Raw genomic sequence first — 20,478 nt, 5'->3', positions numbered from 1 at the left:
CGCGAGCCACCCGTGGCCGGAAAGGAGGCGTCCATGCGCCGTCGTACCGGTGCAGCAGGCATAGCCGTCGCGATCGCCGCGATCGTGCCGCTGGCCGACCCCGCACCCGCCCAGGACCTCAACGCGGACCTGGGCCAGGACTGCCGGAGCTTCACCTACCAGGAAGCGGTACCGATCGGGCTGGACACGGATCCGGGCAACCCGGATTCGCCGTGCCCGGACGCGCTGTACGAAGACCCGTCCGCCGACGCCCCGCTGGACGAGGGCCGGTCCGACGACGGCCGGCTCGACGGGGGCGGACTCGGCAACGGTCGCCCGGACGAGGGGCTGTCCGACGGAAGCGGACCCGGCCAGGTCCGGCCGGACGGGAACGGCTCCGGCGGAGGCGGACTCGACGGAGGCCGTCCGGACGGAGGGGGTCTCGACGGAAGCGGTCCCGGCGGGGGCGGTCTCGACGGGAACGGAACCGATCCCGGCCGGCCCGGAGACGGCCGGTTCGACGAGGGCCTGCTCGACCAGAACCGGCCCGGGACGTCCCACTCCACCGGCCAGGGCTCGTTCGGCCAGGGCGGAATCCGTGAGATCCGGGACGCGGACGGCGGCGTGGGCGGCGGCGCGGCGCATCCGCGGGACCAGGACCCGACGATCTCCGCCACCTCCCAGCCGCGTCCGGCCACGACGGCGCCCGCCCCGGTCGTCACCGCACCCGCGCCCGTCGCCTCCCCCGCCGTGACGCCCACGCTCGGCACCCAGGGCGGCCTGGGCGGCGCCTCGGGCACCGGGCCCAGCGACTGGGACATCGGTATCGGTCTGACCTTCGTCACCGGCGCCGCGCTCGCGACCGGCTTCGTGGTCCGGCGCCGCCGACGCGCCTGAGGCACGGCTCGGCCCCGCGGGTGTCCGACCACCCGGGGCGGGCCCCGTCCCCCGCCGCGCTCAGCGCACCAGCAGGTCCAGGAGCCGCTCCGTCTCGGCGGCCGGGTCTGCCGTCAGGCCGGTGTGGACGGGGCCGGGCTGGACGATCGTCGAGCGGGGGGCGATCAGCCAGCGGAACCGGCGGCCGGGGTCGTCCCCGGCCGCCTGGCCCGCCGCGTCCCCTCCGGCGCACACGCCCTCGACGGCATCCAGCGCCGCCCGCACCCCGGGCAGGTCCACCCGCGGGTCCAGGGCGAGCAGCCGGCCCTCGTCGAGGTGGGTGCGGGCACCGACGTAGGACCTGGCCCGGCAGTAGACGAGGACGCCGGCGTTGACGCACTCCCCGCGCTCGACCCGCGGCACCACGCGCAGCAGCGCGTACTCGTAGACGTGGCGGTCGCTCACCGCTCCCCCTTGGTTCACTTGACGCGTTCGTGGATCGTGGCGGCCCGCGCGAGCAGCGGCGCGGCGTAGGCCCTGCGCAGGTCGTCGGGGGTGGCGAAGCCGGGTTCGTCGCGCAGCCAGACGTCCGGGATCTCGGCGGTGACCTCGGCGAGGAGTTCCTCGGTGACCAGCGGCGCGAGCGCGGCGGCGGCCGAGCGGACGTCCGGCGCGAAGCGCGCGAGGGCGTGGTCGGCGGCGTCGTAGGGACGGGCGGCGGAGGCCTCGGCGCCGGGCCAGTTGTGGTGCCAGATCATGGTGGCGCCGTGGTCGATGAGCCACGTCTCGCCGCGCAGGCGCAGCAGGTTGGGGTTGCGCCAGGAGCGGTCGACGTTGTTGACCAGCGCGTCGAACCAGACGATCCGTCCGGCCTCCTCGGCGCTCACCCCGAAGGCGAGCGGGTCGAATCCGAGCGCGCCGGAGAGGAAGCCCATGCCGAGGTTGGTGCCGCCGCTGGACTTGAGCAGCTCCTGCACCTGCTGGTCGGGTTCGCCGAGCCCGAGCACCGGATCGAGGTCGACGGTCACCAGCCGCGGCACCCGGAAGCCCAGCCGGCGGGCGAGTTCGCCGCAGACCACCTCGGCGACGAGCGTCTTGCGGCCCTGTCCCGCGCCGGTGAACTTCAGGACGTACGTGCCGAGGTCGTCCCCCTCGACGAGGCCCGGCAGCGAGCCGCCCTCACGCAACGGCGTGATGTAGCGGGTCGCGATGACTTCCTTCAGCATCGCCCCAGGCTACCGGCGTGGCGCGGGGGCGCCGCACCTGGCCGGTGTGCGGCCGACAGCGAATCGACAGCCGTGTTTTACGCCCGCCCGACCGCCGGCCCGACAGCATCTCGGCACGGTCTGAACAGCACGTGCCACGGGACCGTACCTCTCGGCAGATCATCACGCGTCCTCCCCGGAAGGGAATCCCAGCATGACCAGCGCATCGTTTCATCCCGCAGCGGGACCGGCCCGTCGTACCGTCGTGGCGGCGGCCGGAGCGGCAGGGCTCACCGCCGTGCTGGCCGCCTGCTCAGGCTCGGACGACGACGCTTCGGCCGACACCGGCACCGCCCCCTCGGACGCCGCCTCCCAGGAGGCGGGCAGCAGCGGTTCGGGCGGCGGCGAGAACGCCGGGGCGGGGCCGGCGCTCGCGGCGACCGCCGACATCCCGGAGGGCGGCGGGAAGGTCTTCCCCGACCAGAAGGTGGTGGTCACCCAGCCCGCGGCCGGTGAGTTCAAGGCGTTCTCCGCCACCTGCACCCATCAGGGCTGCGCCGTGAAGAGCGTGGCCGACGGGGTCATCAACTGCCCGTGCCACAACAGCAACTTCTCGATCACCGACGGCAGTGTGCAGGGCGGTCCCGCGCCCAAGCCGCTGCCCGCCGTGCAGATCACGGTCAGCGGGGACTCGATCCGGCTGGCCGGATGACCGTGACGCAGCGCCGGGGGCGCCGGATCATGATGACCCCCGGCGAACTGGAGGCGTTCCTCACCGCCCAGCGCACCTGCCGGGTCGCCACCGTCTCGGCCGACGGAGCCCCGCACGTGAGCACGCTGTGGTTCGTGTGGGACGGCTCGTCGATGTGGCTGTACTCCGTCGTGCGCAGCCGGCGCTGGACGGACCTGCGGCGCGATCCGCGGGTGGCGATCGTCGTCGACACCGGCGAGGAGTACGGCGAGTTGCGGGGCGCGGAGCTGTCCGGCCGGGTGGAGTTCGTGGGCGAGGCGCCGCGCACCGGCGAGCTGTGCGCCGAACTGGACTTCCCGGAGACGCTGTTCGCCCGCAAGAACTTCGGCATGCAGGAGATGCCGCACGACGGCCGGCACGCCTGGCTGCGGCTGACACCGGAGAAGGTCGTCTCCTGGGACTTCCGCAAGCTGGCCTCCGCCTAGGCGGGCACGCCGGGGCCGGGGCCCGCCGGGCGCGGGGCCGGGGCCCGCCGGGCGCGGGGCGTGGGACGCGCCGTGCGCGGGTCACCGGGCGCGGGGCGTGGGCACGCCGTGCGCGGGTCACCGGGCGTGGGACGCGCCGTGCACGGGTCGCACGGGTCGCCGGGCGCGTCTCACCCCGCCTGGCCCACCTCCTTCGCCGTCGCCCGCAGTGCGTCCACCGCCGCCCGGATCGACGGGCGGCGGTCGGCGTCGGCCCGCCAGACGACGTACACGTGCCGGCGCACCCGCTGCCTCAGCGGCACCGTGACGACGTCGGCGGGCATGGGGTGGCGTCCGAGCAGCGGCGCGATGCACACGCCGAGCCCCGCGGCGACCAGCCCGAGCTGGGTGTGGGTCTCGGCGGCGCGGTGGCCGACGATCGGCTCGATGCCCTTCGACCGCAGCGTGAACATCAACCACTCGTGGCAGAACTCGCCCTCGCCCCAGGTGATCCACTCGTCCTCGGCGAACTCGGCTAGGTCCACCTCGTCCCGGGCCGCGAGCCGGTGGCCGACCGGCAGGGCGACGTCGGCGGGATCGTCCAGGAGCGGTGCCTTGACCAGACCGTCGGGCAGCGGGATCGGCTTGTTGTACCAGTCCAGCACGACGGCCAGGTCCAGGTCGCCGCGCACCACGCCGCTGATGCCGCGCTCCGGCTCCAGCTCGGAGGAGCGGATGCGCAGCGCGGGGTGTCCGGCGCGCAGCGTCGCCAGCGCGGCGGGGAAGAGTCCGCGGGCGGCCGTGGGGAACGCCGACAGTCTCAGCTCGCCCGCCACCTGCCCGCGCTGCGCCTCCAGGTCGGCCTGGGCCAGCTCGACCTGGGAGAGGATGCGGGCCGCGTGCTCGGCGAGCAGCCGGCCGGCGTCCGTGAGCCGGACGCCGCGCCCGTTCTTGGCGAGGAGCCGCTGACCGGCCTCCCGCTCGAGCTTGGCCATCTGCTGGGAGACGGCCGAGGTGGTGATGTGCAGACCGGCGGCGGCGCCGCTGACCGAGCCGTGCCGGGCGAGGGCGTCCAGGGTCCGCAGGCGCTCCAGGTTCAACATGTAAGCGATGCTACGAGATATTCCGTGCGAAATCTCGATTGTGCTACGAGGACGGCTGCCGCATCGTTGCCAGCATGAGCAGCGTCCCGGCCTCCTCCGCCCCCGTCCCCGTCCCGGCCAAGCCCCGCCGCGTCCTCGACTGGCGGCTGCGTTTCGGGGCCCTCTCCCTCGTGTGGGGGTTCAGCTTCCTCTTCATGAAGGTGGGCACCGAGAGCTTCGCGCCGTTCCAGGTGACGCTCGGGCGGCTGGCGTTCGGTGCGGCGGTGGTCGCGGCGGCGATGGCGGTCAAGCGGGAGCGGCTCCCGCGCGGGGCGTGGACGTGGGTGCACCTGACGGTCGCCGGGTTCCTCCTCAACGCGCTGCCGTTCTCCCTGTTCGCCTTCTCCGAGCTGACGATCCCCTCGTCGCTCGCGGGCATCTGCAACGCGACCTCGCCGTTGTGGGGTATGGCCCTGTCGCTGGTCGCCCTGTCCGAGGACCGGCCAACGCGGCGCCGGGTGGCCGGCCTCGGCGTCGGCTTCCTCGGCGTCCTGACGGTGCTGGGCGTCTGGCAGGGCTTCCACGGCCTCGACGTCACGGGCACGGCGCTGGCGCTGCTGGCCTCGCTGAGCTACCCGGTCGGATGGATCTACGTGCGGCGCACCCTGGCCGGCTCCAGCCACTCCCACCTCTCGCTGACCGGCACCCAGCTGGGTCTCGCCACCCTGCAACTGGCGGTCGTGACGCCGTTGTTCACTTCGGTGCCGGCCTCCTTCCCGGTACTCCCCCTGCTGGCGGTCGCGGCCCTCGGCGTCCTCGGCACGGGGCTCGCCTTCCTGATCCAGTACGACCTGGTCGCCGAGGTCGGCCCGACGACGGCCCAGATGGTCACCTACTTCACCCCGGTCATCGCCACGGCCGCGGGCGTCGCGCTCCTCGGCGAGTCGCTGTCCTGGTCGACCCCCGTCGGCGCGGTGATCGTCCTCGCCGGCGCGGCGCTGACCCAGTCCCGGTCCGGGACCCGCCGGGGCGGGGCGGCGCCCGCGCCCCAGGCACCGTCCCCGGTTCGCCGGGCATCGCGGGTCTGAGGGGCGGGGCCGCTCAGACGTAGCTCCGCGGCGGCCCCGCCCCGGGCCCCGCTGCCGCCGCGACAGCCGCTGCCAGCGGCCCGAAGTCGGCCTCCCCCAGCGTCGAGACGGTGATCCTGATGCCGGGCGGGGTGCTCAGGCGGAAGCGGGCGCCGGGGGCCACGGCCCAGCCGCCGTGCAGGAGCCGGGCCACGGCGCCGGTCTCGTCGGGCACCGGAATCCACACGTTCATTCCGGTGCGCCCGTACCCGGCGACCCCGTGTTCCGCCAGGGCGCCGAGGAGCGCGTCCCGGCGTCGCCCGTACACCCGGGCCACCGCGCGGGCGTCCACCGCGCCGTCCGCCCACAGCCGGGCCACGGCGCGCTGGGTGACGCGGCTGACCCAGCCGGGGCCGAGCCGCTGACGTCCCCGCACCCGGTCGAGCGTGACCGGGTCGCCGACGAGCACGGCGAGCCGGAGGTCGGGGCCGCAGGCCTTGGCGGCGGAGCGGACGAAGGCCCAGTGACGGGTCGTACCGGCGAGGGGGTACGGCGGGAGGTCGACGATGCCGTGGCCGTGGTCGTCCTCGATGAGCAGCGTCCCGGGGTGCTCGCGCAGCACCGGCCGCAGCGCACGCGCGCGGGCCGCGCTCACCGCCGCGCCGGTCGGGTTCTGCGCGCGGTCCGTGACCACCAGGGCACGGGCGCCGGCCGCGAGGACCCGGCGCACGTCCTCGGGCAGCGGCCCCTGGTCGTCGACCCCGACGGCGACCGTGCGCAGACCGAGCGCGGGCACCAGATCGAGGAGGCTGCCCCAGCCGGGGTCCTCGACGGCGACGGCGTCCCCGGGCTTGAGGTGGGCCGCGAGGACCCGCTCCATCGCGTCCAGCGAGCCGGACGTCACCGCCAGGGGCCCGTCCGGCACTCCGTCCGCGTCCAGTTCGGCGCGGGCGACGCGGGCCAGCTCCGGGTCCACGGGCTCGTGCCCGTACAGCACCGGTTCGCGGTCGCCCTGCTCCGCCGCCGCGGCGAACGCCGGGCCGAGGGCGGGCAGCAGGGCCGGGTCCGGGTTGCCGTCGGACACGTCGCGCACCCCCTCGGGCACCTCGACGCGGATGAACTCGCGTCCGGTGGTGGCCGGTTTCGCGCGCACCCGGCTGCCCCGCCGGCCGGCCGTCTCGATGACCCCGCGCTCGCGCAGGGTGCGGTAGGCGGCGGCGACGGTGTTCGGGTTCACCCCGAGACGCTGCGCCAACTCCCGCATCGGCGGCAGGGGTTGACCCGGTTCCAGTTCTCCCGAGCCCACCGCGCGCTCGACGCTCGCGGAAATCTCCGCAGCGCCCCGCCCGGTGATCGGATAGTCTCCTAGCACAAAGAAGATTATGCACTAGTGCAATGGAGAACGCCATGCAGGGGACCACGGGGACGCCGTCGCAGCCGGCCGACACCTACCCGCCCACCGACCGCACCGTCCCCACCCGCTCCCCCGACCGGGCCGCGTACGACAAGGAGCTGGTGCACTCGATACTCGACGAGGGCTACGTGTGCCACCTCGGCTTCGTCCGCGACGGCGCCCCGGTGGTCCTGCCGACCCTGTACGGCCGCGTGGGCGAGCGCCTCTACCTGCACGGCTCGACGGGCTCGCGCCCCCTGCGGATGACGGGCGCGGCCGACCCGGGGCTGCCGGTGTGCCTGACGGTGACCCACGTCGACGCGCTGGTGCTGGCCCGCTCCGCCTTCCACCACTCGATCAACTACCGGTCGGTGGTGGTGCACGGCACGGCCCACGAGGTGACGGACCCCGAGGAGCGGCGCACGGCCCTGGACGCCCTGGTCGACCACGTCGTCCCGGGCCGTTCCCGCGACTCCCGGCCGGCGAACAAGAAGGAGCTGGCCGCCACCGCCGTGATCCGCCTCGACCTGAACGAGGTCTCCGCCAAGCTCCGCACCGGCGGGGTGAACGACGAACCGGAGGACCTCGCCCTCCCGCACTGGGCCGGTCTCGTCCCGTTGCGCAAGGGGTACGGGACTCCGGTGGCCGATCCGGGTCTGGACCCCGCCACCGCACTGCCCGACTACCTGTCGGCCGGGTGACACCGGCCCGGGCGGACGGCGGCGGCGCCCCGCCGGCCCCTCGGCCTCAGGCCGGCGTCGGTCGCGTCCCGGCCTCCCTCACCTGCCGCGCCGCCCGGGTCTCCGCCACCGCGAGTCCCGCGACCGAGCCGAGCATCAGCAGCGTGCCGGCCAGGGTCGCCGCCGTGATGTGCTCGCCGAGCAGCAGGACGGCGAGCGCCGCCGCGCTGACCGGCTCGAGAAGCATGATCACGGAGACGGTCGCGGACCGGACGACGGCCGCGCCGGCGAAGTAGAGCCCGTAGGCGAGGGCGGTCGGGACGGCCGCGACGTACGCCAGCAGCCACAGGAGCCGGACCGGTTCGGCGGTGTGCGGCACCAGGCCCTCGGCCAGGGCGAGCGGCAGCAGGCACAGACTCGTGACGGCGAACGCACCGACGGAGGTGCTGCCGGCGTCCGCCCCGCCGCCCCTCCCCCACCAGCGGGTGAGCAGCGTCATCACCGAGTACCCGGCGGCGGACAGCAGCGCGAGGAGCACGCCCGGCAGCCGGACGGTCGTACTCCCGCCGCCGAGGACCAGTACCGCGAGCCCGGCGAGCGCGCCGACGACGGCCGCGGCGCCGCCCGCCCCCAGGTGTTCGCCGAGGGCGAGGCGCGCGCCGAGGGCGATCAGTACGGGCCCGGCGCCGAGGGTGACGACCGTGGCGACGGCGAGCCCGGTGGACTGTACGGCGGCGAAGTAGGCGGTCTGGAACACCGCGAGCCCGAGCCCGGTGACGCCCGCCCGCAGCGCCTTTTGCCCGAACGGTTCACGGACGGCCGGGCGCACCCGCGGGCGCAGCGGGCGGGCGGCGAGCAGCAGGACGAGTCCCACCGCGCAGCGCCAGAACGACAGGGCGACGGGGCCCATGTCGCTGGCGCGGTAGACCAGTGAGGCGGCGGCACCGGCGGTGCCCCAGGCGACACCGGCGACGATCAGATAGAGGAGGCCACGCCCGACGGGCAGGCCGGAGACGGCATTCGACACGAGTTCTCTCCGCAGACGCGCACGGGGCGCGGAAGTTCGAGGCGTCCCGGAACGAACGACCGGGGCGCGGGGACTCTCGTCCGCGGGCAGCACCGTCCGGCCCGGCGACCACGCGCCGGGCTCGTCACAGGGGCCCGCCTCAGGCGGCCGGAGGCGGGAGGACGAGTGCGTCGGAATGCATGGTCCGCACCCTAGGTCGCCGTCCCTCGGCTCGACAACTCCCTTTCGGGTCCCCCACCGGCCACCGGGCCCGCCGAGCCCTTCGCGGGGGTCGAGGACTGGGCGATGAGGGCGCCGGCCAGCACCACGACGCCGCCGACGATCTGCGGGGCGGAGAGGTGCTCGCCGAGCAGCACCCAGGCCAGGACGGTCGCGATGACCGCTTCGAGGCAGGCCACGACTCCGGCGACCTGCGGCGACAGGCGGCGCACGGCGACGATGCCGGTGACGTAGGCGAGCACCGTGGCGACGAGCACGATCCAGGCCAGCAGCAGGACGGCGGCGACGGACGTGCCGTCCATGGCGGCGGTGCCGGTCAGGACGGACCAGTCCATCGACCAGGGCCGGGCGACGACGGTGAGCACCGCGGCCCCGACGAGCAGTCCGTAGGCGATGACGCCGAGCGGGTCGGGCGCCTCCTCGCCGGCGTCGCTGCCCTGGTCGGACAGGACGAAGTAGCCGACCTGGCAGCAGGCCGCGCCGAGTGCGAGCAGCAGTCCGAGGGCGTCGAAGCCCAGTCCCGACCAGACCTCGACGACGCAGGCGAGCCCGCCGACCGCCAGGACCACGCCGAGTGCGGCGGCCCGCGTGACCGGCCGCCGCTGCACGAACCGCACCCAGCCGAGGACCAGGGCGGGTGCCAGGTACTCGACGAGCAGCGCGACGCCCACGGGGATGCGCGAGATGGCGGCGAAGTAGCAGGCCTGCACACCGGCCACGGCGAGCAGGCCGTACCCGGCGACCAGGGCGGGGCGGCGGCGCGGCAGGGCGCGGTGGCGCACGGCGAGCGGCAGCATCACCAGGGCCGCGCCGGCCACGCGCAGCCAGACCACGTGGAGGGGATCGAGTCCGGCCTCGATCAGCGGTTTGGCGGCGACTCCGGAACCTCCGAAGGCGACCGCGGAGCCGAGTGCCAGGCCGAGCCCGGTGCCCTTGCCGCGGTTGCCCCGGGCGCTGTCAGACGTATGCACCGGCACATGATGACAGGGGTCGACATGACCGTCACCCCCAATGACACCTGTCTCACCGACTGGACGGCGGAGCGGCGCCCCTCGGCGAGCGGGGACGGGACGGGCTCAAGGCGTCGGCTCGAAGTGGCTCTCCACCCGGGCCAGCACGGCGTGCGGCTCGACGGCGGCTCGGGCCAGCACCTCGACGGCGCGCGTACGCGGGTCCGCGACCAGGGCGGCGAGCAGGTCCACACCCCCGGTGCGGGCCGCCCCGCGCCGGGCCGCACGTACGCCGGCGTCCTCCATGGCGGCCGCGGCCGGCGCGGAGAACCCGTCGACGCCGGACACGACGGGTACGGCGCCGGAGTCCTCGACGGCACCCTGCCAGCGCAGCCCGTAGCCGATGCTGCGCTGCACGAGGTAGCCGAGGACGCGGGCGATCCTGGGCCCGTCCCCGAGCAGCGCGCGGGCCTCGGCGTCGCACTCCAGCAGCGAGTGCAGCAGGTGGGCCGTGTCGATCTGCCGGTCCCCGTCCCGCACCGCTCGGCGGCGGGCGCCGGAGACCGCCGAGGCCAGTTCCGCGCTGAACCGGTCCTCGAGGTCGGTGCCGTCCGGCCACCGGCCGCCTTGCTCGCCGGCCGACTGCCGGGGGATACGGGGTTGCACGTATCCCAGCTCACCAGTCCCTCGCGGCCCGGTCATCCCCGGCGGGAAGCATTTCGCCGTCCCACACAGAGTGGACCCGCCCGGACGGAATCTCCTCCTTGCGGATGAGATCAGGCCGTTTCGGTCCTCCGGGCGCGCGCCGCCTTGCCTTGCGCCCCCGGGGGCAACCGAAACCCGCCCTCGCGGGTCGGACAGGGGCATGAGGAGCAGGTGCTGGCTGGTGTCGCTGCCCGCCGTCGACGGCAGGCAGTACGTGTACCGGGTGGACGCCCCGGCGGAGGCGTTGCCCGCCGATCTGTTCTGGGAGGCGTGGCACTGCCACGACGAGAGCGCCTTCCCGCGCGCGTGGGACCTCTTCGACGCGGCGGTGATACGGCGGGTCGACTGAACGGCACGCCCCGGGGCCGCTCCGCCGCACACTCCACGGCACGCAGAGGGCCCCGCGGATCCTGCCCGCGGGGCCCCTGCGTTCCGGCCGGCGTCAGTCCTCGTCGGCGAGGATCAGGTACAGCTTCTTACGGGCCTCGCCGATGACGGCGAGCGCCTTCTCCCGCTGCTCCTTGCTGCCGGTCTTCCAGACCTGGCCGAAGGCCTCCATCAGGCCGAACCCGGCCTGCCGGACGTCGTTGAGGGCGTCCCAGTCGACGCCCCGCGAGGCCTCCTCCCAGGGCGCCTCCGGGCCTTCCTCGGCCGCGGTGCGGCCCGCCTCGGTGAGCGCGAAGAGCTTCTTGCCGCCCTCGCTCTCGCTGGCGATCAGCCCCTCGTCCTCCAGCAGCTGGAGGGTGGGGTACACCGAACCGGGGCTGGGCTTCCACGCCCCGCCGCTGCGCTCGGCGATCTTCTGGATCATCTCGTAGCCGTGCATCGGCCGGTCCTTCAGGAGAGCGAGGATCGACGCCCGTACGTCGCCGCGCCGCGCCCTTCCCCTGGGCCCGCCCCTCCCTCGGCCGCCCCAGGGGCCGCCGTGACCGAAGCCCGGCCCGAAGGGACCGGCGGGGCCGCCGGGACCACCCGGACCGAAGGGCCCGAAGGCGGCACGCCGGGCCTCGAAGGCACCTCGTCCGAAGGGCCCGAAGGAGCCGCCCTCGCCGTGACCGTGTCCACCGTGTCCGCGCTCGTATCCGTGGTCGCGCATCGCCATCACTCCATTCAGTCGTTGATCTGTCGCGATGCCTCAACGATATATCGGAACGTATCGCACGGCAAGCCTCTGCCGACTGCCAGGTCAGTGGGCGGACGCCGACAGACCCGACCGGCACGACAGGCTCAGGCGGCCGTCGTGGACTTCGGCGACCCGGTCGACCGCCGTGAGGTGCGTGCGGTCGTGGGTGACCAGAACGGTGGCGCTCGCCTGCTGGTGGGTGAGGCGGGTGATCAGGTCGATCACGGCGGCACCGCGTTCGTGGTCGAGGGCGCTGGTGGGCTCGTCGACCAGGAGGACGGTGGGCTCGTTCATCAGGGCGCGGGCGAGGGCGACGCGCTGGCGCTGGCCGCCGGAGAGCTGGTGGGGACGCCGGCCCGCCTGCCCGGCCAGCCCGACCGCGTCGAGGAGTTCCATCGCCCGGCCCCGGGCGGTACGGGGCTTGCGACCGTCGATCTGTGCCATGACCTGCAACTGTTCGGCGGCGGTGAGGGAGGGCAGCAGGTTGGGCTGCTGGAAGACGATGCCGATCCTGTCGCGGCGCAGAGCGGTCAGCTCCCCGCGGCTGAGGCCGGTGGTGGGGATGCCGTCGACGGTGACGGTCCCGGCGTCGGGGGTGATGAGGGTGGCGGCGACGGCCAGCAGGCTGGACTTGCCGGATCCGGAGGGGCCGACCACGGCGGTCAGGCAGCCCCGGGGGACGTCCAGACCGACCCGGTCGAGCGCGGTCAGGCGGTCCTCTCCGTCGGCGTAGGTGAGGGTGACGTCGGTCAGGTTCAGGCTCATCGGGCGCTCCCCAGGGCGGTCAGCGGGTCGACGGAGGTGATCCGGCGGATGGACAGGGCGGCTCCGAGGGCGCCGAGGACGATCGTCACGGCGGCCGGGAGGAGGACGGTCGCGGGAGTGAGGAGGAACGGCACGGCGGAGCCGGCGACAAGCGCTCCCAGGGCGGCTGCGATTCCGGTGCCGATCAGGGTGCCGCCGGCCAGCAGGACGACGGCCTGGCCGAGGGCGTCCTTGAGGAGGCCGGCCGTGGAGGCGCCGAGCGCCTTGAGGACGGCGACGTCACCGCCGCGCTGGATCGTCCACACGGTGAAGAAGGCGCCGATGACGAGGGCGGAGATGGCGAACAGGAAGCCGCGCATCAGCTGGAGGGAGCCGTTCTCGGAGGTGTAGGAGCCGATGGCGGACAGCGAGTCGTCCTTGGAGAGCGTCCTGGTGCCCGTCGCCCGGTCGGTGGCCGCCACGTCGGCGCCGGGGGCGGTGTTCAGGGCGATCACGGTCGCGGTCGGGCCGTCGCCCCCGGTGGCGGTGGGGGGCGCGGTCTTCCGCCAGACGTCCAGGCTGGTCCACACGACCGGGGTGTGGCTGAAGAAGGCGTCGCCCCGGACGGCTGCCGCGGTCAGCCGCTGACCGGCCAGGTCGAAGGTGTCACCCGTCGTGACGCCGAGGTCGTCGGCGGCCGTCGTGGACAGCACCGCCGTCCGCTGGTCCAGCCTGCCGCTGTCCGGGGCGAGGCGGGAGCCCGGCCGGACGCCGAAGGCGGAGACCCCGGTGCTCCGGTCTCCGGCGGTGGCCTTGGTGGTGGTGATCCCCAGCGGTTCGGCGCCGGTGACCCCGGGCGCCTGTGCCCACCGCTGCCACTGCCGCTCGGTGACGGTGGAGTTGGAGTACGACGGGTCCTGTCCGCCGCTGGGCGCCTGGAAGGCGATCCGGTCGGCGGGCAGACCGGTGACGGCGGAGATGTTCTGCTGCCCCAGACCCGCCGTCAGTCCGGACAGCAGTCCCACCAGGAGGGTGATCAGCACGATGACGGTCCCCATCAGGGCGAAGCGCCCCTTGGCGAACTTGAGGTCTCTCCAGGCGACGAACACGGTCTCTGCCTGTCCTTTCCGGCGGGGGCAATCGGTACGACCCCACCGTCGCCGCCGGCTCCCCCCGCGCGCGTCTGGCGCAGGACCGCACTTCGCGGGCCGGAAGGCGGCACCCGGTTTGTAACTTTCGATGGAGGCTCCCGGGCCCCGCCTTTCGTAGCCTGGACACACTGTGAACGCTTCCGCTCCCGCCCTGACCCCGACCACCCGGGCCCTGGCCTGGTGCCTGCACCTGCTGGTCGTCGGTCTGCTCGTCCTGGTCGCCGCCCGCGCCGTGACGGACGGCCGGTCCCACGCCGGGCCGATCGTCGCCGTCGCGGTGGTGTGCGGCCTGGTGTACGCGGCCGGGCCGGTGCTGCCCCGGGTCCGGCTCGTCCGGCGGGTCGCGGCCGCGTGGCTGGCCGCCGTGGGGGCCGTGTGGCTGGTGCTGCTGGCGCTCTCCCCCGAGGCCGTGTGGGTGGCCTTCCCGCTGTACTTCCTCCAGCTCCACCTGCTGTCGCGCCGGGCGGGCCTGGCCGCCGTGACCGCCACCGCCGTCGCGGCCGTCGCCGGGTACGCCGCCCATGCCGGCTCCTTCGGCCCGGCCATGGTGATCGGTCCCGCGCTCGGCGCCGCCGTCGCCGTCGCCGTGGTGTGGGGCTACCAGGCCCTGTACCGCGAGAGCGAGCGGCGCAGTCGGCTGATCGAGGAACTGACCGCCACCCGTGCCGACCTCGCCCGCGCCCAGCACACCGCCGGCGTGCTCGCCGAGCGCGAGCGGCTGGCCCGCGAGATCCACGACACCCTCGCCCAGGGGCTGTCCAGCATCCAACTGCTGCTGCGCGCCGCCGAGCGCGCCCTGCCCGAGCGGCCCGACGCCGCCGCCGGCCACGTCGTGGCGGCCCGGCAGGCCGCCGTGGACAACCTCGCCGAGGCCCGCCGCTTCGTCGCCGCCCTGACCCCGCCCGCCCTCGACGGCACCACCCTGGCCGGCGCCCTGGAACGCCTGTGCGCCACGACGTCCGCCCGGCACCGGGTCACCGCCCGCTTCCACCTCACCGGTGTCCCGCTCCCGCTGCCGACCGCCCACGAGGTCGCCCTGCTGCGCATCGCCCAGTCGGCCCTCGCCAACACGGTCCGCCACGCCGACGCCACCACGGCCGAGGTCACCCTCAGCCACCTCGGCGACCACGTCGCCCTGGACGTCGTCGACAACGGCACCGGCTTCGACCCGGACGGGCTGCCCCCGGCCGACCCCGAGGCGGGCGGCTTCGGCCTGGCCGCCATGCGGGCCCGCCTGGACGCCCTCGGCGGCACCCTGAGCATCGAGTCCGCACCCGGCCGCGGCACCGCCCTGGCCGCCCGGCTGCCGTTCACCCCGCCCACCGAACCCGAGGCCCGCCCGTGACCGAGACCCCCGTCCGCCTGCTCCTCGCCGACGACCACCCCGTGGTGCGGGCCGGTCTGCGCGCCGTACTGGAGACCGAGCCGGGCCTCGAGGTGGTGGCCGAGGCCGCCACCGCGGAGGAGGCCGTCGCACGCGCCGCGCACGGCGACATCGACGTCGTACTGATGGACCTGCAGTTCGGCAAGGGCATGAACGGCGCCGAGGCCACCGCCGCCATCGCCGCCCGCCCCGGGGCCCCGCGCGTGCTCGTCGTCACGACGTACGACTCCGACGCCGACACCCTGCCCGCCATCGAGGCCGGCGCCACCGGCTACCTCCTCAAGGACGCGCCGCCCGAGGACCTGGCCGACGCCGTGCGCACCGCCGCCGCCGGCCGCACCGCCCTCGCGCCCGCCGTCGCCGACCGGCTCATGAACCGGCTGCGCACCCCCGGCACCACCCTGACCCGGCGGGAGACCGAGGTCCTCGCCCTGGTCGCCGGCGGGCTGTCCAACCAGGCCATCGGGCGCCGGCTCCACCTCACCGAGGGCACGGTCAAGTCCCACCTGGCCCGCATCTACGCCAAGCTCGACGTCGACTCGCGCACCGCCGCCGTCGCCACCGCGGCATCCCTCGGTCTGATCCGGCGCTGACCGGGCACATGCCGCCGGCCGGGGGCCGCTGACGGGCACCGGTGCGGGCCGCGGCCGCGAAAAACGGGCCGCCACCGCGCGATTGGCCTTGGTCCGCGACTCCGGTCGGCGTCTAGCGTCGGGGCATGCGCATCCGAATCGTCGACGCCTTCACCGACCGGCCCTTCGCCGGCAATCCCGCCGGGGTCGTGCTCCTCGACGCCTTCCCCGGCGACGACCGGCTCCAGCGGATCGCCCTGGAGGTCAACCACTCCGAGACGGCGTTCGCCCACCGGCTGCCCGCGGGCGGCGAGGCCGACTGGGCGCTGCGCTGGTTCACACCGGCCACCGAGGTGGCGATGTGCGGCCACGCGACGCTCGCCACGGCCCACGTCCTGCACACCACCGGCGCCCACGAGGGGCCGGTGCGGTTCGCCACCCGCAGCGGCGTCCTGATCGCGGCACCCGGCGAGGACGGCTCGATCACCCTGGACTTCCCGACGGCGCCGCTCACCGAGGTCGAGGCGCCGGCGGGCGTCGGCGGGGCTCTGGGCGCCGAGCCGCTCACCGTCCTGGACACCGGACCGAACATCGGGGACCTGCTGGTCGAGGTCGCCGACGAGGAGACGGTGCGCGGCCTGGCGCCGGACCTGCCGGCGCTGGCCGCACACTCAGAGCGCGGCATCATCGCCACCGCCCGCGCGGAGGACCCCGCCCGTGGCTACGACTACGTCTCCCGCTGCTTCTTCCCCAACGTCGGCATCGACGAGGACCCGGTCACCGGCAGCGCCCACACGGCCCTCGGGCCCTTCTGGTCCGAGCGTCTCGGCCGCCCGGACCTCACCGGGCTCCAGGCCTCGCCCCGCTCCGGCCGGGTGCGCACGGAAGTGCGGGGCGGGCGCACGCTGCTGAGCGGGCACGCGGTGACGGTGATCGACGGCGAGCTGCTGGCCTGACCCCGCGGCGGCTCGAGGCCCCGGCGGGTCACGCCGTCGGGAGCCAGTCCACCTTCCCGGCGAGCAGGCCGTAGCCGACGAAGGCCCCGATGTCGAGCAGCGAGTGCGCCACCACCAGCGGGCCCACGCGTCCCCAGCGGCGGTACAGGTAGACGAACACGACGCCCATCACCATGTTGCCGACGAACCCGCCGATCCCCTGGTAGAGGTGGTACGACCCGCGCAGCACCGAACTGGCCGCCAGTGACGCGCCCGCTCCCCAGCCGAGCTGGTCCAGCCGGCGCAGCAGGTAGCCGACGACGATGACCTCCTCCAGGACGGAGTTCTGCACCGCCGACAGGATCAGGACGGGGTACTTCCACCACACGTCGGGCAGGGCCTCGGGCACCACGGTGAGGTTGAAGCCCAGGCCGCGCGCGGCGAGGTAGAACGCGATGCCGGTGCTGCCGATGACGGCGGCCACGGCGGCCCCGCGCCCCAGGTCCGGCCACGGGCGGGTGCGGTCGAAGCCGAGGGTGCGCAGACTGCGCCCCTCACGCAGCAGGAAGTGCGCGACGAGGGCGACCGGGACGAGTGCCGTGGTGATCCCGAAGAGCTGCCAGGCCAGGTCGAGCCAGGGACGGCCGGGCGCCGCGGAGGCGTTGAGGGTGGCCGCCTGGTCCTTGAGCCCGCCGGGCCGGGTGACCGAGCCGATGAAGCTGATGAGGGCGGACACGCCGCTCGCACCGAGCGAGAGCGCCAGGACGAGCAGGGTCTCGTCGCGCAGGATCCGCCGTGTGAGCCGCTCCTCGGTCAAGGGCTGTTCGCCGAGTCGCTTCTGAGGGAACGCATCGTCCACCGGGCCCGCCTCCGCCATGCACACCTGCCTCCAGCTGGGACGTCACAGCTTGCCCGATCAGTATGGGGCGGCGCGCGGCGGGGGCGGGTCCGGCGGCGGTCAGCTCGGCGGCGCCGTCTCCGGCAGGCCCACCGGCCACAGGTGCACGGGGTCCCCCTCGCGCATCAGCTCGACGTAGCGGCGGGTCGTGGCGGCCAGCGCGGCCTCCCGGGACAGGCCCGCCTCCAGCGCCCGGTGGAACGTGGCCGCCTGCCAGGAGGCGCCGTTGACCCGTCGCCGGCACCGCTCCTCGATCACGCCGAGGTAGAGGTCCCGGTCGGCGGGTTCCACGCCCCACGCGTCCAGCCCGGCCTCGGCGAGCGGCAGCAGTTCGTCGCGTACGAGGACGGCGGCGTCGACCTCGGTGGTGCCGCCGAGGCGGCCGCGCCGGGGCCACTCGAAACGGGCGTCGATGCCGTGGCGGCACGCGGCCTCGAAGTTGGCGGCCGCGGCCTCGAAGGGCAGCCGGGTCCACACCGGCCGGGGCTCCTCAGCGAGCGCGCGCACGACCCCGTAGTAGAAGGCCGCGTTGGCGATGACGTCGGTGACGGTGGGTCCGGCGGGCAGGACCCGGTTCTCGACCCGCAGGTGCGGCACGCCGTCGGCGATGTCGTAGACGGGACGGTTCCAGCGGTAGACGGTGCCGTTGTGCAGGACGAGTTCGGAGAGCGAGGGCACGCCGCCCGCGTCGAGGACGTCCAGCGGGTCCTCGTCGTCGCAGATCGGCAGCAGGGCCGGGAAGTAGCGCCGGTTCTCCTCGAAGAGGTCGTACGCCGAGGTCACCCAGCGCTCCCCGAACCAGGTGCGCGGCCGCACGCCCTGGGCCTGGAGTTCGGGCGGGCGGGTGTCGGTGGACTGCTGGAACAGCGGGGGCCGCGACTCCCGCCACAGTTCGCGGCCGAAGAGGAAGGGCGCGTTGGCGCCGAGGGCGATCTGCGCGGCGGTGACGGCCTGCGCGGCGTTCCACACGTCGGCGAAGCGGTCGGGGGTGACCTGAAGGTGCAGTTGCACCGAGGTGCAGGCGGCCTCGGGGGCGATGGACTTCGAGGTACAGGTCAGGCGCTCCACGCCCTCGATGTCGAGGGTGAAGTCCTCCCCGCGGGCGGCCACGATCTGTTCGTTGAGCAGGGCGTAGCGGTCGACGGCGGAGAGATTGGACGAGACCAGGTCGTCCCGGTCCAGCGTCGGCAGAATACCGATCATCGCGATTCCCGCGTCGACCTCTCCCGCCTTGCGGTCCGCATATGCCAATGACGTGCGGATCTCCTCGGCGAGCCGGTCGAATACCCGCCCGCCCAGGCGGTGCGGAGCTATGTTGACCTCCAGGTTGAACATGGCGAGTTCGGTCTGGAAGTCGCGGCTCGCGATGCGCTCGAGGACTTGCGCATTCAACATTTTCGGCATCCCGTCGGCACCGACGAGATTCAATTCGATCTCCAGCCCCATCAGGTTCTTCGGACGGTCGAACCGCTTCTCCGCCAGAAGTCGCTCCAGGCCCGTCAGGCACCGCTGGAGCTTGTCGCGGTAGCGCTGGCGATCGGACAGGTCGAACTGACCTGCCTCGACCTTCTCCCCCATGGAAGAGTCCCTTCTCGGAGCGGTGTGCGGAAGATCCGGCCGCCGCTGGCCGGCCGCCGGTCAGGTGGGATGATGCCCAGCCGAAGCGATCGATAACGTCCCCGCACCGGCCCGGCAGCCGCTACGCTGTGCCGGTGTGACCGGTGGCACATTCACCGGGCATGGCGCGTCGAGCGGTTTCCCGGGCCGGCAACTCGTGAAAAACGCCGACGACAATTGGCCGACCGCTCGGTGAACATTCCCCGAGGTCATCGCCGTACACCTGGTCCGGAATCCGGAGGATTCCCGCATATCGGCGGCCGAATTCAACCTTGTACTGGTTGCCGGAATCGGCTAGCCGAAACACAGTCTGAACACATGTCGTATAAACTCCGCGGACAGGCAGCGGACCGGAGCCCACGGTCGAAGGATCCTGCCGTCGAGCTGACGCGTGGCAGGCCTCTCCCACTTCTCGTTTCCCGGACCCGGTCCCTGCCTCTCCCAGCCCTGTGAGCCGACAGCGTCGTCCGCCCCGCCCTCGCGCCACCGTGCCTTCGAATGAGAGGCGACCCATCATGCCCCTGTGTGTTCCCCAGGCCCCCGCGCCCGCCCTGCGCTCCGTCCTGACCGCCCTCTCGTCGCCCACCGCGGTCCGCGAGGCCCGGACACCCGCCCTGCTGCGCGCCCAGGGACCCGCCACACCGGAACTGCCGCTCCCCGTGCACGTCCTCGACCGGGTCACGGAGCAGGGCGTGACGGCCACCCGACTGACCGGGTGGCGCTTCCACATCCGGTGCGGCGACCTGTCGGTAGCGGCCGCGGAGACGATGCTGACCGCCGACGGCTGGGCGTTCTCGCACTTCTTCGAGGGCCCCTACGTCGCCTCGACCGAGCGCGCGCTGCGGCAGGCCGACTCGATGGCCCAGTCCTACCAGCCGCGCCTGCTGTCGGTTCCCGAGCTGTACATGCTCACACTGTGGCTGCACGGCGACTGCGCCGCGGACGCCGCGGCCGGGCACCCCGCGGCCACCGACCTGCTGGTGCCGCTGGCACCGGCGCCGCCCGGGATCGCGGCCCACCTGCCGCACCGGGTCGCCGAACTGCTGCCGGTCCTCACGCACCGGATGACGCCGACGCGGCTGCTGGGTTCTCCCGCCTGACCCGCCCGCGGCCTGCGTCCGGCCCGGCGGCCCGGTCCTGACCGCCGGCCCACCCGCGCGGACTAGCCCCAATCGGCCATGCCGAACCACCCGAAATGACAGTGCAGTTGGGCTGAACCGTCCGCGCGGGTGACGCGTCATCAACCTGTGAGAAGCGGTGCTGCGAAATACCTGCGGATCGACTCCCGCGGGGCAACACTGGGTTCGGACCGACTCAAACAACGGGGGGCGGCCATGAACGAGGTTCCACGCCGCGGTACGGACAAGACAGCCGACTCACTCATCACCACAGACCGAGAGACCCCACTCATGTGCCAGCACCAGCCACCGTGCCCGTCAGCCGTCTCCGCCGACCGGGAGTCCGCCCGTCTCGTGGCGCACCACCCGGAGCAGGGGTGGAGCCTGCTGTGCAACGGTGTCGTCCTGTTCGAGGACACCGGTGAGCTGCTGCCGGACGGTCGGGCGATCGCCCCGCACCGTCCCGTCGGCGCGGGCCTGACGACCGCCGCCTGACCGGGAGCGGGGCGGTGCGACGCCACTGTCCCGGCGCCTCATGGGGCGGTACGACTTCCCCGGGGCGGCCGTTTTCCGGAAGACTCCCGGCTGTTGCGCGGTC

The 20,478-nt window shown here is 74.2% G+C and carries 23 protein-coding genes; 11 read left to right on the top strand and 12 right to left on the bottom strand.

The window, feature by feature from the left end; translation table 11 throughout:
- Positions 1-33 precede the first annotated feature (33 nt).
- Entirely contained in the window at positions 34-876 is an 843-nt protein-coding gene (locus Sco07f_RS11950) for a hypothetical protein (RefSeq protein WP_108987828.1), read from the top strand.
- 60 nt (positions 877-936) lie between these two features.
- Here the strand turns inward: Sco07f_RS11950 and Sco07f_RS11945 are convergent, their stop codons facing one another.
- Both Sco07f_RS11945 and Sco07f_RS11940 read right to left on the bottom strand, forming a co-directional pair.
- Complete coding sequence (locus Sco07f_RS11945) at positions 937-1,320, bottom strand: DUF3037 domain-containing protein (RefSeq protein WP_007447261.1); 384 nt, start codon at positions 1,318-1,320, stop codon at positions 937-939.
- Positions 1,321-1,334: 14 nt separating this feature from the next.
- Positions 1,335-2,081, bottom strand: a complete 747-nt coding sequence (locus tag Sco07f_RS11940) for a HipA family kinase (RefSeq protein WP_007447262.1) — start codon at positions 2,079-2,081, stop codon at positions 1,335-1,337.
- 193 nt (positions 2,082-2,274) lie between these two features.
- Between Sco07f_RS11940 and Sco07f_RS11935 the strand changes: the two genes are divergently transcribed.
- Both Sco07f_RS11935 and Sco07f_RS11930 read left to right on the top strand, forming a co-directional pair.
- Entirely contained in the window at positions 2,275-2,772 is a 498-nt protein-coding gene (locus tag Sco07f_RS11935) for a Rieske (2Fe-2S) protein (protein WP_042825749.1), read from the top strand.
- Positions 2,769-3,236, top strand: a complete 468-nt coding sequence (locus Sco07f_RS11930; RefSeq protein WP_007447251.1) for a pyridoxamine 5'-phosphate oxidase family protein — start codon at positions 2,769-2,771, stop codon at positions 3,234-3,236. Before Sco07f_RS11935 ends, Sco07f_RS11930 begins: the two co-directional genes overlap by 4 nt.
- Before the next feature lie 170 nt (positions 3,237-3,406).
- Here the strand turns inward: Sco07f_RS11930 and Sco07f_RS11925 are convergent, their stop codons facing one another.
- The gene (locus Sco07f_RS11925; RefSeq protein WP_007389864.1) at positions 3,407-4,318 is read right to left on the bottom strand and encodes a LysR family transcriptional regulator; all 912 of its coding nucleotides are present in this window, start codon (positions 4,316-4,318) and stop codon (positions 3,407-3,409) included.
- Positions 4,319-4,392: 74 nt separating this feature from the next.
- On the opposite strand from Sco07f_RS11925, the gene Sco07f_RS11920 reads away from it, so the two are divergent.
- Positions 4,393-5,385, top strand: a complete 993-nt coding sequence (locus tag Sco07f_RS11920; protein ID WP_174855343.1) for a DMT family transporter — start codon at positions 4,393-4,395, stop codon at positions 5,383-5,385.
- A gap of 13 nt (positions 5,386-5,398) precedes the next feature.
- Here Sco07f_RS11920 and Sco07f_RS11915 read toward each other — a convergent pair whose 3' ends face one another.
- On the bottom strand, positions 5,399-6,736 hold the full coding sequence (locus tag Sco07f_RS11915) for an aminotransferase class I/II-fold pyridoxal phosphate-dependent enzyme (protein WP_087792033.1): 1,338 nt from the start codon (positions 6,734-6,736) through the stop codon (positions 5,399-5,401).
- 35 nt (positions 6,737-6,771) lie between these two features.
- Here Sco07f_RS11915 and Sco07f_RS11910 point away from each other — a divergent pair, with 35 nt between their 5' ends.
- Positions 6,772-7,458 carry a pyridoxamine 5'-phosphate oxidase family protein gene (locus Sco07f_RS11910; RefSeq protein WP_054102822.1) on the top strand — a complete coding sequence of 229 codons (687 nt, stop codon included), beginning with the start codon at positions 6,772-6,774 and terminating at the stop codon, positions 7,456-7,458.
- A gap of 46 nt (positions 7,459-7,504) precedes the next feature.
- Here Sco07f_RS11910 and Sco07f_RS11905 read toward each other — a convergent pair whose 3' ends face one another.
- The 3 genes from Sco07f_RS11905 to Sco07f_RS11895 form a co-directional block, all read right to left on the bottom strand.
- Positions 7,505-8,464 (bottom strand): DMT family transporter, encoded by a 960-nt coding sequence (locus Sco07f_RS11905; RefSeq protein WP_108987826.1) that lies wholly within the window; start codon positions 8,462-8,464, stop codon positions 7,505-7,507.
- Positions 8,465-8,655: 191 nt separating this feature from the next.
- On the bottom strand, positions 8,656-9,660 hold the full coding sequence (locus Sco07f_RS11900) for an EamA family transporter (RefSeq protein WP_087792031.1): 1,005 nt from the start codon (positions 9,658-9,660) through the stop codon (positions 8,656-8,658).
- A gap of 99 nt (positions 9,661-9,759) precedes the next feature.
- On the bottom strand, positions 9,760-10,299 hold the full coding sequence (locus Sco07f_RS11895; protein ID WP_087792030.1) for a Clp protease N-terminal domain-containing protein: 540 nt from the start codon (positions 10,297-10,299) through the stop codon (positions 9,760-9,762).
- 199 nt (positions 10,300-10,498) lie between these two features.
- On the opposite strand from Sco07f_RS11895, the gene Sco07f_RS11890 reads away from it, so the two are divergent.
- Positions 10,499-10,687: a hypothetical protein gene (locus tag Sco07f_RS11890; protein WP_164140174.1), complete on the top strand. Its 189-nt coding sequence runs from the start codon at positions 10,499-10,501 to the stop codon at positions 10,685-10,687.
- Between the two features lie 93 nt (positions 10,688-10,780).
- Here the strand turns inward: Sco07f_RS11890 and Sco07f_RS11885 are convergent, their stop codons facing one another.
- From Sco07f_RS11885 to Sco07f_RS11875, 3 genes are all read right to left on the bottom strand, one after another.
- On the bottom strand, positions 10,781-11,434 hold the full coding sequence (locus tag Sco07f_RS11885) for a PadR family transcriptional regulator (protein ID WP_108988089.1): 654 nt from the start codon (positions 11,432-11,434) through the stop codon (positions 10,781-10,783).
- Between the two features lie 90 nt (positions 11,435-11,524).
- Positions 11,525-12,226 carry an ABC transporter ATP-binding protein gene (locus tag Sco07f_RS11880; RefSeq protein WP_108987825.1) on the bottom strand — a complete coding sequence of 234 codons (702 nt, stop codon included), beginning with the start codon at positions 12,224-12,226 and terminating at the stop codon, positions 11,525-11,527.
- Positions 12,223-13,314: an ABC transporter permease gene (locus Sco07f_RS11875; RefSeq protein WP_108987824.1), complete on the bottom strand. Its 1,092-nt coding sequence runs from the start codon at positions 13,312-13,314 to the stop codon at positions 12,223-12,225. The genes Sco07f_RS11880 and Sco07f_RS11875 overlap by 4 nt, the downstream gene beginning before the upstream one ends.
- A 172-nt stretch (positions 13,315-13,486) precedes the next feature.
- Here Sco07f_RS11875 and Sco07f_RS11870 point away from each other — a divergent pair, with 172 nt between their 5' ends.
- The 3 genes from Sco07f_RS11870 (at position 13,487) to Sco07f_RS11860 (ending at position 16,268) form a co-directional block, all read left to right on the top strand.
- Complete coding sequence (locus Sco07f_RS11870) at positions 13,487-14,701, top strand: sensor histidine kinase (protein WP_108987823.1); 1,215 nt, start codon at positions 13,487-13,489, stop codon at positions 14,699-14,701.
- Entirely contained in the window at positions 14,698-15,333 is a 636-nt protein-coding gene (locus Sco07f_RS11865; RefSeq protein ID WP_087792027.1) for a response regulator, read from the top strand. Before Sco07f_RS11870 ends, Sco07f_RS11865 begins: the two co-directional genes overlap by 4 nt.
- Positions 15,334-15,458: 125 nt before the next feature.
- Positions 15,459-16,268, top strand: coding sequence for a PhzF family phenazine biosynthesis protein (locus Sco07f_RS11860; RefSeq protein ID WP_087792026.1), 810 nt, complete (start codon positions 15,459-15,461; stop codon positions 16,266-16,268).
- A 28-nt stretch (positions 16,269-16,296) separates the two neighbouring features.
- Here Sco07f_RS11860 and Sco07f_RS11855 read toward each other — a convergent pair whose 3' ends face one another.
- A complete protein-coding gene (locus Sco07f_RS11855; RefSeq protein WP_007388183.1) occupies positions 16,297-17,124 on the bottom strand; it encodes a CPBP family intramembrane glutamic endopeptidase in 828 nt (275 codons plus the stop codon).
- A gap of 81 nt (positions 17,125-17,205) precedes the next feature.
- A complete protein-coding gene (locus Sco07f_RS11850) occupies positions 17,206-18,723 on the bottom strand; it encodes a glutamate-cysteine ligase family protein (protein ID WP_007388184.1) in 1,518 nt (505 codons plus the stop codon).
- Positions 18,724-19,277: 554 nt separating this feature from the next.
- Here Sco07f_RS11850 and Sco07f_RS11845 point away from each other — a divergent pair.
- Entirely contained in the window at positions 19,278-19,862 is a 585-nt protein-coding gene (locus Sco07f_RS11845; protein ID WP_167468079.1) for a hypothetical protein, read from the top strand.
- A 309-nt stretch (positions 19,863-20,171) separates the two neighbouring features.
- Positions 20,172-20,375 (top strand): DUF5999 family protein, encoded by a 204-nt coding sequence (locus Sco07f_RS11840; RefSeq protein WP_007388206.1) that lies wholly within the window; start codon positions 20,172-20,174, stop codon positions 20,373-20,375.
- Positions 20,376-20,478: the final 103 nt, after the last annotated feature.

The sequence above is a fragment of the Streptomyces coelicoflavus genome (assembly GCF_003112555.1).
GTDB classification, from domain to species: Bacteria; Actinomycetota; Actinomycetes; order Streptomycetales; family Streptomycetaceae; genus Streptomyces; species Streptomyces coelicoflavus.
The sequence above is the reverse complement of the archived record's forward strand: the minus strand, read 5'-3'. Positions and strand labels throughout refer to the sequence as shown.

Excerpts from the sequence above, each read along its gene's own strand:
- Sco07f_RS11950 (WP_108987828.1), top strand. The coding sequence starts at position 34 with ATGCGCCGTCGTACCGGTGCAGCAGGCATAGCCGTCGCGATCGCCGCG.
- Sco07f_RS11940 (WP_007447262.1), bottom strand. The coding sequence starts at position 2,081 with ATGCTGAAGGAAGTCATCGCGACCCGCTACATCACGCCGTTGCGTGAG.
- Sco07f_RS11935 (WP_042825749.1), top strand. The coding sequence starts at position 2,275 with ATGACCAGCGCATCGTTTCATCCCGCAGCGGGACCGGCCCGTCGTACC.
- Sco07f_RS11930 (WP_007447251.1), top strand. The coding sequence starts at position 2,769 with ATGACCGTGACGCAGCGCCGGGGGCGCCGGATCATGATGACCCCCGGC.
- Sco07f_RS11925 (WP_007389864.1), bottom strand. The coding sequence starts at position 4,318 with ATGTTGAACCTGGAGCGCCTGCGGACCCTGGACGCCCTCGCCCGGCAC.
- Sco07f_RS11920 (WP_174855343.1), top strand. The coding sequence starts at position 4,393 with ATGAGCAGCGTCCCGGCCTCCTCCGCCCCCGTCCCCGTCCCGGCCAAG.
- Sco07f_RS11910 (WP_054102822.1), top strand. The coding sequence starts at position 6,772 with ATGCAGGGGACCACGGGGACGCCGTCGCAGCCGGCCGACACCTACCCG.
- Sco07f_RS11890 (WP_164140174.1), top strand. The coding sequence starts at position 10,499 with ATGAGGAGCAGGTGCTGGCTGGTGTCGCTGCCCGCCGTCGACGGCAGG.
- Sco07f_RS11885 (WP_108988089.1), bottom strand. The coding sequence starts at position 11,434 with ATGCGCGACCACGGATACGAGCGCGGACACGGTGGACACGGTCACGGC.
- Sco07f_RS11880 (WP_108987825.1), bottom strand. The coding sequence starts at position 12,226 with ATGAGCCTGAACCTGACCGACGTCACCCTCACCTACGCCGACGGAGAG.
- Sco07f_RS11860 (WP_087792026.1), top strand. The coding sequence starts at position 15,459 with ATGCGCATCCGAATCGTCGACGCCTTCACCGACCGGCCCTTCGCCGGC.
- Sco07f_RS11855 (WP_007388183.1), bottom strand. The coding sequence starts at position 17,124 with ATGGCGGAGGCGGGCCCGGTGGACGATGCGTTCCCTCAGAAGCGACTC.
- Sco07f_RS11850 (WP_007388184.1), bottom strand. The coding sequence starts at position 18,723 with ATGGGGGAGAAGGTCGAGGCAGGTCAGTTCGACCTGTCCGATCGCCAG.
- Sco07f_RS11845 (WP_167468079.1), top strand. The coding sequence starts at position 19,278 with ATGCCCCTGTGTGTTCCCCAGGCCCCCGCGCCCGCCCTGCGCTCCGTC.
- Sco07f_RS11840 (WP_007388206.1), top strand. The coding sequence starts at position 20,172 with ATGTGCCAGCACCAGCCACCGTGCCCGTCAGCCGTCTCCGCCGACCGG.